Annotated in this window: 11 protein-coding genes; 3 read left to right on the forward strand and 8 right to left on the reverse strand. The window is 60.5% G+C overall.

What is annotated here, in order from left to right:
• Positions 1 to 55: 55 nt before the first annotated feature.
• Positions 56 to 796: an SDR family oxidoreductase gene (locus tag ACA054_RS01105; protein WP_497687826.1), complete on the reverse strand. Its 741-nt coding sequence runs from the start codon at positions 794 to 796 to the stop codon at positions 56 to 58.
• A gap of 119 nt (positions 797 to 915) precedes the next feature.
• On the opposite strand from ACA054_RS01105, the gene ACA054_RS01110 reads away from it, so the two are divergent.
• Both ACA054_RS01110 and mgrA read left to right on the forward strand, forming a co-directional pair.
• A complete protein-coding gene (locus ACA054_RS01110; RefSeq protein WP_497687827.1) occupies positions 916 to 1806 on the forward strand; it encodes a LysR family transcriptional regulator in 891 nt (296 codons plus the stop codon).
• A 175-nt stretch (positions 1807 to 1981) separates the two neighbouring features.
• Positions 1982 to 3019, forward strand: a complete 1038-nt coding sequence (mgrA, locus tag ACA054_RS01115; RefSeq protein WP_497687828.1) for an L-glyceraldehyde 3-phosphate reductase — start codon at positions 1982 to 1984, stop codon at positions 3017 to 3019.
• Between the two features lie 137 nt (positions 3020 to 3156).
• On the opposite strand, the gene tauD is transcribed toward mgrA, so the two are convergent.
• The 7 genes from tauD to ACA054_RS01150 all read right to left on the reverse strand — a co-directional run bounded on the left by tauD (position 3157) and on the right by ACA054_RS01150 (position 11457).
• The gene (tauD, locus tag ACA054_RS01120; protein WP_497687829.1) at positions 3157 to 3999 is read right to left on the reverse strand and encodes a taurine dioxygenase; all 843 of its coding nucleotides are present in this window, start codon (positions 3997 to 3999) and stop codon (positions 3157 to 3159) included.
• Between the two features lie 57 nt (positions 4000 to 4056).
• Positions 4057 to 4890: a taurine ABC transporter permease TauC gene (gene tauC, locus ACA054_RS01125; protein ID WP_497687830.1), complete on the reverse strand. Its 834-nt coding sequence runs from the start codon at positions 4888 to 4890 to the stop codon at positions 4057 to 4059.
• Positions 4887 to 5681, reverse strand: a complete 795-nt coding sequence (gene tauB / locus ACA054_RS01130) for a taurine ABC transporter ATP-binding subunit (protein WP_497687831.1) — start codon at positions 5679 to 5681, stop codon at positions 4887 to 4889. The genes tauC and tauB overlap by 4 nt, the downstream gene beginning before the upstream one ends.
• Positions 5682 to 5697: 16 nt before the next feature.
• Complete coding sequence (tauA, locus tag ACA054_RS01135; protein WP_497687832.1) at positions 5698 to 6675, reverse strand: taurine ABC transporter substrate-binding protein; 978 nt, start codon at positions 6673 to 6675, stop codon at positions 5698 to 5700.
• Between the two features lie 217 nt (positions 6676 to 6892).
• Entirely contained in the window at positions 6893 to 8476 is a 1584-nt protein-coding gene (gene gshA, locus ACA054_RS01140) for a glutamate--cysteine ligase (protein WP_497687833.1), read from the reverse strand.
• A gap of 273 nt (positions 8477 to 8749) precedes the next feature.
• Positions 8750 to 9133, reverse strand: a complete 384-nt coding sequence (locus tag ACA054_RS01145) for a PaaI family thioesterase (RefSeq protein WP_497687834.1) — start codon at positions 9131 to 9133, stop codon at positions 8750 to 8752.
• On the reverse strand, positions 9133 to 11457 hold the full coding sequence (locus tag ACA054_RS01150; protein ID WP_497687835.1) for a Tex family protein: 2325 nt from the start codon (positions 11455 to 11457) through the stop codon (positions 9133 to 9135). The genes ACA054_RS01145 and ACA054_RS01150 overlap by 1 nt, the downstream gene beginning before the upstream one ends.
• Before the next feature lie 360 nt (positions 11458 to 11817).
• Here ACA054_RS01150 and ompR point away from each other — a divergent pair, with 360 nt between their 5' ends.
• Positions 11818 to 12558 (forward strand): osmolarity response regulator transcription factor OmpR, encoded by a 741-nt coding sequence (ompR, locus tag ACA054_RS01155; protein ID WP_008057590.1) that lies wholly within the window; start codon positions 11818 to 11820, stop codon positions 12556 to 12558.
• Positions 12559 to 12621 lie beyond the last annotated feature (63 nt).

Here is a 12621-nt window from a genome sequence, read left to right on the forward strand (position 1 = left end):
CCTCCCTTCAGGTGTGTGCTGGCATTACTGATTCACCCCAATACACCGAGCATAGTTAAACCAGCCCGCCATTCACCCGCAGAATCTGCCCATTGACCCACGCAGAATCCGGCCCGACCAAAAACGACACCACACGGGAAATATCTTCTGGTTGCCCGAGGCGCTCCAGCGGCGCCATTTTGGCGAAATTCTGGATCTGCTCTTCGCTCTTGCCATGCAGGAACAAATCGGTTGCCACCGGGCCAGGCGCCACGGCGTTGACCGTTATATTGCGTCCGCGCATTTCCTTGGCGAACACCTGGGTCAACGATTCGACCGCTGCCTTGCTGGCAATGTACACCGCATAGCCCGGCAGGTTCAGGCCCACGGTACTGCTGGAGAAGTTGATGATCCGTCCCCCGCTGTTCAGACGTGTGGCGGCTTCGCGCAGGATGTTGAAGGTGCCGCGAGCGTGGATGTTGAAGTTCTGTTCGAACAGTTCGTCGCTGTGTTGCGCCAGCGGCATGACCTTGAGGATACCGGCGTTGTTCACGAGTACATCCACCTTGCCGAGTTGTGTTTCGGTCTCATCGAACATCCGGCGCACGTCGTCGGCACTGGCCACGTCCGCCTTGATCGCTATGGCTTGATGACCCGCCTGACGCAACTCTACAACCAGTCTTGATGCTTCGCTGGCGCTGTTGGCGTAGTTGATGACTACGGCGAAACCTTCGCAGGCCAGTTGCCTGGCAATGACCGCGCCGATGCCGCGGGAGGCGCCGGTCACGAGAGCAACCCTGGAAGTTTGAGTGGTCATGGCAATGTTCCTGTTGATTGGGTGTGGAGCCAATTTCACATGTTTACTCAGGCCAATAAATGCACCAGAGTTGCCTTGACTGTTCAATAATCGCCAACAATCGAGCGTGGGAGTGCAGCGTGGATCAAGTCAAAGCGATGAAGGTGTTCGTGCGCATCTACGAGCGCAGCAGCTTCACCCTGGCGGCGGATGACCTGAACCTGCCGCGTGCAACGCTGACCCACACGCTGAATCAATTCGAAGCCTGGCTCGGCACGCGTTTACTGGAGCGCAGTACCCGTAAGGTGCGTGCGACGCTGGATGGCGAGGCGTATTACCTGCGTTGTGTGCAATTGCTGGCGGAGCTGGAAGAGGCCGAACTGGCGTTTCGCGGGGTGGCGCCAAAAGGGCGGCTGCGAGTCGATTTGCACGGTACCTTGGCCAAACATTTCGTAATCCCGGCCTTGCCGCAATTCATGGCTCGTTACCCGGACATCGAACTGTCCATCAGCGAGGCCGACCGCCACGTTGATCTCATCACCGAAGGCGTCGATTGCGTGCTGCGCGCCGGCACTCTTGGCGATTCCACGCTGATTGGCAAACGTGTTGCGAACCTGCGCCAGATCACCTGCGCCAGCCCGGCCTATCTGCGCAAATATGGAGAACCGGCAAGCCTCGACGACTTGAAACAACATCGCGCGGTGAACTACGTCTCGCGCACGACGGCCAAATTGTTTCCATTCGAATTCATGGTCGATGGCGAGCTCAAGGAAGTGCCCATCGATGGCGCCGTTTCGGTGTTTGGCGCGCAAATCTACGCCGCCTCGGCGATTGCCGGATTAGGCCTGATCCAGTGCCCGCACTATCGCATGGAAACGCAGATCGCCCAGGGGCTGGTGAAGGAAATCCTCACCGATACCCCACCGCCGTCGATGCCGGTGTCAGTGCTGTATCCGCACAATCGCCACATGTCGCCACGGGTTCGGGTATTTGTGGATTGGTTGGGGGAGGTGTTTGCGGATGCCGGATGAAGGGCCGAACGCAGAGCGTCCGTTGAGGCATTCCCACGCAGAGCGTGGGAACGATTATCTGTGAAACGTTTCAGCAAATATTCGAGTCCGGGGTTTTCTGGCGTTTGTCTGGGCGTATGCTGGGCGACTGGCGAAGCAGTCGATACCAGATTCAAGACAGACAAGAGAGGATTCGATGACTTACACCGCTGCCGAAAACCGCTACGACTCCATCCCTTACCGCCGCGTGGGCCGCAGCGGGCTGGTGCTGCCGGCGCTGTCCCTGGGCCTGTGGCACAACTTCGGCGACAGCACGCCGATCAACACTCAGCGTGCGTTGTTGCGCACGGCGTTCGACCTTGGGATCAACCATTTCGACCTGGCCAACAACTACGGCCCGCCATACGGCAGCGCCGAGATCAATTTCGGCCGTTTGCTGCGTGAAGACTTCAAGCAGTACCGCGACGAGTTGATCATCTCCAGCAAGGCCGGTTGGGATATGTGGCCCGGTCCTTATGGTCAGGGCGGCGGTTCGCGCAAGTACGTACTCGCCAGCCTTGACCAGAGCCTGCAACGCCTGGGTCTCGACTATGTGGACATCTTCTACTCGCACCGTTTCGACCCGGACACCCCACTGGAAGAAACCGCCAGCGCCTTGGCTACCGCCGTACAGCAGGGCAAGGCGTTGTACATCGGTATCTCGTCTTATTCCGGGGTGAAAACCCGTGAAATGGCGGCGTTGCTCAAAGAGTGGAAAGTCCCGTTGTTGATTCACCAACCGGCCTACAACCTACTCAATCGCTGGGTGGAAAAGGACCTGCTGGACACCACCGACGAACTCGGTACGGGTGTGATTGCGTTCACGCCGCTGGCTCAGGGGCTGCTGACGGACAAGTATCTCAACGGCGTGCCGGCGGATGCGCGAGTCAACCGTCCGGGCGGTGCTTCGTTGCAGGCGTCGCACTTGTCCGAGGCCAACATCGCCCAAGTGCGCGCGCTCAATGAAATCGCCAAGCGTCGCGGTCAAAGCCTGGCGCAACTGGCGCTGGCCTGGACTCTGCGCGATCCACGGGTGACCTCGGCGCTGATCGGTGCGAGCCGGCCGGAGCAGATCATCGAGAACGTCGGGGCGTTGAAGAATTTGAGCTTCAGTGCAGAGGAACTGGCGGAGATTGACCGTTTTGCTCAGGAGGGTGGGATTAACCTTTGGGAGAAGCCTTCAACGGCGGAGTAAGCATTCGGCGCCAGGTTCTTCTCGCGTCCGTCACACCGCATTCGCGAGCAGGCTCGCTCCCACATGAGTTCGCAATCTAATGTGGGAGCGAGCCTGCTCGCGAAGGGGCCATCAAAATCACTACAAAAACTGGCGGATCAGCGGAAGAACGGCGCATCCCCCAACACCGTCGCCCGCTGCATCACCCGCCGCGCCGGGCGGTAATCATCCACCGCGTAATGCTGAGTCACGCGGTTGTCCCAGAAGGCGATGTCATCTTTCTGCCAGCGCCAGCGAATGGTGAATTCCGGCCGGGTCGTATGGGCGAACAGAAATTTCAGGATCGCCTCGCTCTCGGTTTCCGCCAGCTCGTTGATCTTCGAGGTGAAGCCTTCGTTGACGAACAGTGAGCGACGTCCGCTCACCGGGTGCGTCCGGATCACCGGGTGTGACAGCGGCGGATTCTTGCGCCGTGTCTCTTCCCATTGGGCCAGCGCTTCTGGCGTGTTGCCATAGCGCTCCAGCGGAAACGAACGGGTGAAGTCGTGGGTGGCGGTCAACCCTTCGAGCAGGCTTTTCATTGGCGCCGACAAGGCTTCATACGCCGCGATGCCGCTGGCCCACAGGGTATCGCCGCCAAACTCCGGCAGCAGCTTGGCGCTGAGCACCGCGCCCATGGCCGGGGTCGGCAGGAAGGTCACGTCGGTGTGCCAGATCGCGTTGTCACGCACGTCGGTGACGGCGGTGTCGAGGATCAGCACCTCCGGTTGTTCCGGCACGTTCGGATAGATCGGGTGGATGTGCAGGTCACCGAAATTGGCAGCGAATCGCGCCTGCTGCTGCGGGGTGATCGGCTGGTCTCGGAAGAACAGCACCTGGTGCTTGAGCAGCGCTTGCTCGATGGTGTCGCGTTGCTCCAGGTTCAGCGGCTGGCTGACATCGACGCCGCTGATCTGTGCGCCGAGAGCCGAGCTTAGAGGGACGATGGTCAGGTTGCTCATGGTGGTTCTCTTCAATCCGGGGGCGCCGAAATGTCGGCGTAGTCAGTTCTGAATTTGTCAGTGAGCCTGGCCGTGCCATGGCACCAGTTTGCGTTGCAGGGCACGCAGGCCCATCTCCATGGTGAAGGCAATCAGCGCGATCACCAGAATCCCCAGCACCACTACATCGGTGACCAGGAACTGCGCAGCCGACTGCACCATGAAACCCAGGCCGCTGGTGGCGGCGATCAGTTCGGCGGCCACCAGCGTCGACCAACCCACGCCCAGGCCAATGCGCACGCCCGTCAAAATGTCCGGCAAGGCGCTCGGCAGAATCACATGGCGGATCAATTGTGCGCGGGTGGCACCCAGTGACTGCGCGGCGCGCAATTTGGCCGGGTCGACGGTTCGCACGCCCGTGGCGGTGGCGATGGCAATCGGGGCGAAAATGGCCAGGTAGATCAGCAGCACTTTCGACAACTCACCGATACCGCACCAGATCACGATCAGCGGCAGGTAAGCCAGCGGTGGAATAGGGCGATAGAATTCGATCAACGGATCCAGCACGCCACGGGCAATACGGTTGGCACCGATGGCGATGCCCACCGGCACGGCGGTCAGCACCGCGAAGCCGAGGCCCAGACCGATTCGACTGAGGCTCGCGCCCAAGTGCTGCCACAAGGTTGAATCCATATAGCCCGTGGTCACCAGCAGCCAACCCTTTTGCAGTACGGCGGACGGAGGCGGTAGAAACAACGGTTCGATCATGCCGGTGGCAGTGACCGCCCACCAAATGGCAACCAGCGCGAACAGCGTCAACACGCTGATCCAGCGAGTGCTCAAGCTGCGGCGCAGCGTAATGACCTTAGAACCTGGTTTGACCGCTGCGGCGGGAATTTCGTAGCTGCTCATGCGCGCTCCTGCCGCTGGGCGGCGCTGCGTTGGGAGAACACTTTGGCGAGCACGTGTTCGCGGGTTTCGATAAAGCTCGGATCGGACTTGATCGACCGTGCCGACTCACCCGCGGCATAACGCTGACCAAAATCCAGGTGCAGACGCTCGACGATCTGCCCCGGATTCGGTGCCAGCAAAATCAGATCCGTGGCAAGAAATACCGCTTCTTCAATGTCGTGGGTGATCAGGAACACCGGTTTGGCGGTGCGCCGCCAGACTTGCAGGAGCAGCTCTTGCATCTGTTCGCGGGTGAAGGCGTCGAGGGCGCCGAAGGGTTCGTCCATCAGCAGCACGCGCGGATCGGCAGCGAGCGCGCGGGCCAGGCCGACACGCTGTTTTTGGCCGCCGGAGAGTTGCCAGATCCGGCGGCTTTCAAAACCGGAAAGGTCCACCAGCGCGAGCATTTCCCGTGCGCGGATTTCGCGTTTGTCTCGAGCAATGCCGGCCAGTTCCAGGCCGAAGCCGACGTTGGCCAACACGTCCTGCCAGGGCAGCAGGGCGTCGTCCTGGAACACCACGCCGCGTTCGGCGCTCGGACCTTTAACCGGCACGCCGTCGAGGGTAATGCGCCCGGCGCTGGGCTCGACGAAACCGGCAATCAGGTTCAACAGCGAGGTCTTGCCGCTGCCGGACGGGCCGAGGGCGACCAGCAACTGCTGGGGCCCCAGGGTCAGGGAAATATCCGCCAGCACAGGTGTAGGGCTGCCGGGGTACTGTGCGCTGATGCGCTCCAGCTGTAACAAAGCCATCGCCATTAACTCCCGATCAATCCGTGATGAACTTGGCGCTGACGTACGGCGCGTAATCCGGCAGCACCGCGTCAACCTTGCCTTGTTCCTTGAGGAACACAGCGGTGTCGGTGATGGCCTTGGTCGTCGGTGCGCCCAGCGTAATCACTTGATCGGCTGCCAGTGGATAGACGTTGCCTTGCAGCAGCAGTGGAATGTCGCTGGCCTTGGCGCCGGACAGTTTTACCAGCTTGTCGACGTTGCTTTGATTGGCGAGCCAGGCTTGTGGGTCTTTGCGGTAATCGGCGTAGGCATCCAGGGTGACTTTGGCAAACGCGGTGACGATTTCCGGGTGCTTCTCGGCAAAGTCCTTGCGCACGATCCAGGCGTCGAAGGTGGGCGCACCGAACTTGGCCAGTTCGCCGGAGGTAATCAGCACTTTGCCGTTTTCCTTGGCCACACCGAGGGCTGGATCCCACACGTAGGTGGCGTCGATGTCACCGCGTTTCCATGCGGCAATGATCGCTGGCGGAGCCAGGTTGAGCACGGTGACTTTCGACGGGTCGATGTTCCAGTGCTTAAGCGCGGCGAGCAGGCTGTAGTGGCCGGTGGAAACGAAAGGTACGGCGATTTTCTTGCCGATCAGGTCTTGGGGAGTCTTGATTCCGGAACCGTCGCGGGCCACCAGGGCTTCGGCAGCGCCGATCTGGGTGGCGATCAGAAAGGTTTCCACCGGTACTTTGCGGGTGATTGCAGCTGTCAGCGGGCTGGAACCGAGGTAGCCGATCTGCACGTCACCCGAGGCGATGGCGGCGATGATGTCGGCACCGTTATCGAATTTGCGCCAGTTGATGTCGGCCTTGGTAGCTTTTTCATACGCGCCGTCGGCCTGGGCGACTTTCGCCGGGTCTACGGTGGTCTGGTAAGCGACAGTCACGTCGGCCGCCTGGGCAAACAAACTCGCCGCAGCCAAGGAAGCGGCTGCCAGCAGGCGAAGAGAGAAATTCAGTTTCATCGAGAAGCTCCTTGTCAGGCGGCCGAGGGCAGCGTGAGAGGAGACTAAATGATCTAAGAATCAGTAAATAAATAACTTTTTCGAATTAGCTTATGAGCGGAAAATTCTAAGCCGGACCGTTGCGCGGCTTTCGCGAGCAGGCTCGCTCCCACAGGGACTGCGTAAATCCTGTGGGAGCGAGCCTGCTCGCGAAAAGGTCCGAAGGACCTTCTGGAAGTTAGTTGCTGATCGCCAGAATGCTCGCCTGATACGAACCTACAAACACATCGAAATCACCGACTTCGTTCTGCTCAAGCGTGGCTTGCTGAGCCAGCGACGAACGCGCGAGCTCTTCAAACCTGGCCTGTTGCTCTGCCGGCAACGGTTCGCTGCGGAAAAACTCCGCGTGTACCCGGCTCTGACGCAGGGAGAATTGAGCAAAGCTTTCCTTGTGCTCGGCCATTGCCGCCAGTACCTGGGCCGATGGCGTCAGGGAAGGGTTCTGGACCTTGGCCATCTGAGCGTCCAGCGCTTTGCTATGGGCATCGCCGCCATGGCTCTGATCAAGCAGCGCCGCCAACGGGGCAATCTGCTCCAACAATTGGCCAGCCCATTCTTTCAGATCGACCGGTTGCCCGTCGCGCTGCAATTGCAGGCCCGGACGACGACCTTCCTTGACCACGCTGAGGAAGTTGGAGGTCGCATTCGAGCAGCTGGTGTTGGTCAGCAACGGGCTGTCGTTCAGCGCGCAGTACAGGAGGAAGGCGTCGAGGAAGCGCGACTCGGTGAGGTCGATGCCCATCGGCAGGAACGGGTTGATGTCTAGACAACGCACTTCGACGTACTGGATGCCGCGGGCCACCAACGCCTGAATCGGCCGTTCGCCGGTGTAGGTCACGCGTTTCGGGCGGATGTTGGAGTAGTACTCGTTTTCGATCTGCAGGATGTTGGTGTTGAGCTGAACCCACTCACCGTCCTGGTGGGTGCCGACTTCGACATACGGTGCATAGGGTGTCGCCACCGCTTTGCGCAGGCTATCGGTGTAGCTGTTCAGGTCGTTGTAGCACGGTGTCAGGCCTGCCTGGGCGTTGCTCTGGTAACCCAGGTCACTCATGCGCAGGCTGGTGGCGTACGGCAAATAGAGGGTGTCCGGGTCGAGCTGTTCCAACTGGTGCGAACGACCGCGCAGGAACCCGGCGTCCAGCGCTGGAGACGCGCCGAACAGGTACATCAGCAGCCAGCTGTAGCGGCGGAAGTTACGGATCAGCGCGATGTAGGCCGACGACTGATAGTCGCGGTCGGTGCCGACAAAGCCTTCGGCCTGCTTGAGCAGCGGCCAGAGCTTTTCCGGCAGGGAAAAGTTGTAGTGAATGCCGGCGATGCACTGCATGGTCTTGCCGTAGCGCAGGGCCAGGCCCTTGCGGTAGACGTACTTGAGCTGACCGATATTGGACGTGCCGTAGTAGGCGATCGGGATATCTTCCTCGGCCGGCAACGGGCACGGCATCGAGGGGCTCCACAGGTACTCGTTGCCGAGCTTGCTGTAGGCAAAACGGTGAATGCTGTCCAGGCTCGCCAGCGTATCGGCCGGGTCGGGCAGGGCCGGGGTGATGAACTCCAGCAGCGACTCGGAATAGTCGGTGGTGATCTGTTCGTTGGTCAGCGCGGAACCCAATTCTTCCGGGTGCGGCGTTTGCGCCAGGCGACCTTCATCGGTCACGCGCAGGCATTCACGTTCGATGCCGTGAAGGCACTGTTCGAGCAGAGAGAGGTTAGCGCGCTCGCCGAGCAGAGCCAGGCGGCGGTTGAGAAGTTCGCTCAAGTTGGATTCCTTCACGCGTCAGTCGCCCCAATATGGGGGTGGGCAAGACGGTCTACAAGGGTGAAGTTAAAACTGGCGTTTTCGCCTGGTTTTGGAGCCGTGCACGTACTGATCGTCGCAATCCCCTGTGGGAGCGAGCCTGCTCGCGAAGAGGGAGTGTCAGTCGACATTGAAGTCGCCTGATACACCGCCTTCGCGAGCAGGCTCGCTCCCACAGGAAACTCCGGCGCTGTAATCACAACGCCGAAATTAACTCAAATCGATGACTTCTAGCTACAGGACAGCGAACGTGCCTTGTGCTTTAGCGACCAGTTTGTCGCCTTGCATCACATCGGCTTCGACCACCAGCGTGCGGCGACCCGGATGGATCACCCGGGCCGTGCACATCACTTCACCGTCAGCGACGGCGCGGATGTAGTTGATCTTGCACTCGATGGTCGCGCTCTGCTGGTCAAAGCCGTGGGTGCTGGAACAGGCCAGACCCATGGCAATGTCCACCAGGCTGAACAAGGCCCCGCCGTGCAGCTTGTTGGCGCGATTACGCAGTTGTGGCTCAAGCGCCAGGGCGACTTGCGCCACCCCGGTTTCCACGCTGTGCAAACGGCAGCCCAGCAGCTTGAAAAATGCGCTTTCGGTGTATCCGGCAGGGATGTCCATCAGCGCTTCTTCAGCTGTTTGGCGTTGGCGAACAGCGACGCCATGGCGTTGTTGCTCGGCGCTGCGGCCGTGGTTTCCTTGCGCGGTGCGGTGTTCTGGGATTGGCGTGGAGCCGAACCCGGACGCGCACCACGAGCGCCGTCGATTTTCTCGCCAGGGGTGTCGCTCATGCGCATCGACAGGCCCACGCGTTTACGCGGGATGTCAACTTCCATGACCTTCACTTTCACCACGTCACCGGCCTTGACCGCTTCCCGTGGATCCTTGATGAACTTCTCCGAAAGTGCGGAGATGTGCACCAAACCGTCCTGATGCACGCCGATATCGACGAATGCACCGAAGTTGGTCACGTTGGTCACTACGCCTTCGAGAATCATGCCCAGCTGCAGATCCTTGAGGTCTTCCACGCCCTCCTGGAACTCGGCGGTCTTGAACTCGGGACGCGGGTCGCGGCCAGGCTTTTCAAGTTCTTGCAGAATGTCGGTGACCGTCGGCAAGCCGAAGGTTTCATCGGTGTATTTCTTCGGATCGAGGCGTTTGAGGAAGCTTGCATCGCCGATCAGCGAGCGAATGTCGCGGTCGGTTTCAGCGGCGATCCGCTGTACCAATGGATAGGCTTCCGGGTGAACCGCAGACGAATCCAGAGGATTTTCGCCGTTCATCACGCGCAGGAAACCAGCCGCCTGCTCGAAGGTTTTCTCACCCAGACGCGCGACTTTCTTCAGCGCAGCGCGAGTCTTGAACGCACCGTGTTCGTCGCGGTGGCTGACGATATTCTGCGCCAGGGTCGCGTTGAGGCCGGAGATGCGGGCCAGCAGCGCCACAGAGGCAGTGTTCACGTCCACGCCGACGGCGTTTACGCAGTCTTCAACCACAGCGTCCAGGCCGCGTGCCAGTTTCAGCTGCGACACGTCATGCTGGTACTGGCCGACGCCGATGGATTTCGGATCGATCTTCACAAGCTCAGCCAGCGGATCCTGCAAGCGACGAGCGATAGACACCGCGCCACGGATCGATACGTCGAGGTCCGGGAATTCCTTGGACGCCAGTTCCGAGGCCGAGTAAACCGATGCGCCGGCCTCGGACACCATGACCTTGGTCATTTTCATGGCTGGGTATTTTTTGATCAGTTCGGCGGCCAGCTTGTCGGTTTCACGGCTGGCGGTGCCGTTACCGATGGCGATCAGGTCCACCGAGTGCTTGGCGCACAGGGCGGCGAGAATCGCGATGGTCTGGTCCCACTTGTTATGCGGCACGTGCGGGTAAACCGTGGCGTGGTCCAGCAGCTTGCCGGTGGAATCGACCACCGCAACCTTGCAGCCGGTACGCAGGCCCGGGTCGAGGCCCAGGGTCGCGCGTGGGCCGGCCGGGGCTGACAGCAGCAGGTCGTGCAGGTTGTGGGCGAACACGTTGATCGCCTCGGTTTCCGCGCCGTCGCGCAGCTCACCCAGCAGATCGGTTTCCAGGTGGGTGTAGAGCTTGACCTTCCAGGTCCAGCGCACCACTTCGCCCAGCCATTTATCGGCAGCGCGGTTCTGGTTCTGGATACCGAATTGCTGGCCGATCATGCCCTCGCACGGGTGCATGGTGCCCGGCAGTTCATCGCCGACCTTCAGCGCGGAGCTGAGAATGCCTTCGTTGCGGCCACGGAAAATCGCCAGCGCGCGGTGCGACGGCATGCTTTTGAGCGGTTCGTCGTGTTCGAAGTAGTCGCGGAACTTGGCGCCTTCCTCTTCCTTGCCGGCAATCACGCGGGCACTGAGGGTGGCTTCCTGCTTCAGGTAGCTGCGCAGCTTGTCCAGGAGACCGGCGTCTTCAGCGAAGCGCTCCATGAGAATGTACTTGGCGCCTTCGAGGGCGGCCTTCACATCGGCCACGCCTTTTTCGGCGTCGATGAAGCGGGCGGCTTCGGTTTCCGGGCTCAGGGTCGGGTCGTTGAACAGACCGTCAGCCAATTCGCCGAGGCCAGCTTCCAGGGCGATCTGGCCCTTGGTGCGGCGCTTCTGCTTGTACGGCAGGTACAAGTCTTCGAGGCGGGTCTTGGTGTCGGCGAGCTTGATGTCGCGCTCGAGTTGCGGGGTCAGCTTGCCTTGCTCCTGGATGCTGACAAGGATGCTGATGCGCCGTTCGTCGAGTTCTCGCAGGTAGCGCAGACGCTCTTCCAGATGACGCAATTGAATGTCATCGAGGCTGCCGGTCACTTCTTTCCGGTAACGGGCGATAAAGGGAACGGTAGAACCTTCATCGAGTAGCGCGACGGCCGCTTCGACCTGTTGTGGGCGTACGCCGAGTTCTTCGGCGATGCGGCTGTTGATGCTGTCCATAAAACCACCTGACAAATTGTGAAAGCAGGCTCGCAGGCGCAACGATGAGGCCTTGGCGAGTCTGGTTGAGCGGCCTGGCCTGCGCCGCTACCTGGATCAAAGGTATCCCGTTGACCCGTGAAATCGAACAATTACTGCCGGCGCCATGAAAATAAAAAGTGGCCAACCAGCGTAACGATCAGACGTTGCCTGACACAAAAGGCCGCGCATTATAACCAGCGTTGCGCCCTTCGGGGGCATCGCAAGTTGTAGGCATAATCCCCGGATTTCTGGCGATAAAAGAAAAATCTGCTAACAATGCACACGGTGCGTATAACGGCAGCTACGCCATAATGCGCGCCGAGATCAAAGGAGCATCCAATGAGCAGCACTGCAAACAATGCTGAAGGCGAAAAAATTCTTATTGTTGACGACGATCCGGGCCTCAGCAGCCTGCTGGAACGTTTTTTCGTCAGCAAGGGCTACCGTGCCCGCGCCGTACCGAACACTGAACAAATGGACCGCCTGCTGGCGCGAGAAGTGTTCAACCTGGTCGTCCTCGACCTGATGCTGCCCGGTGAAGACGGCTTGACCGCCTGCCGCCGCCTGCGCGGCGCGAACAATCAAATCCCGATCATCATGCTGACCGCCAAGGGCGATGAGCTGAGCCGCATCAAGGGCCTGGAACTGGGCGCCGACGATTACCTGGCCAAGCCGTTCAACCCGGACGAGCTGATGGCCCGCGTAAAAGCCGTCCTGCGTCGTCAGTCGGCTCCGGTGCCTGGCGCACCAGGCAGCGAAGACGAAAGCGTGACCTTCGGTGACTACGAGCTGTCCCTGGCCACCCGCGAACTCAAGCGTGGCGAAGAAGTGCACATGCTCACCACCGGCGAGTTCGCGGTGCTCAAGGCGTTGGTGATGAACGCCCGTCAGCCATTGACCCGAGACAAGTTGATGAACCTGGCCCGTGGCCGTGAGTGGGATGCCCTGGAGCGCTCCATCGACGTGCAGATTTCCCGTCTGCGCCGGATGATCGAGCCCGATCCGTCCAAGCCGCGTTACATCCAGACTGTCTGGGGTGTGGGCTACGTATTTGTTCCGGATGGCGCCGCCACCAAGTGATCGGCGATCTGTAGGCGCGGGTTTGTGCGGGCTACGGGCAAGATGGCCTTGCCCGCAGACTCG

The organism is Pseudomonas sp. LBUM1653 (assembly GCF_059716115.1).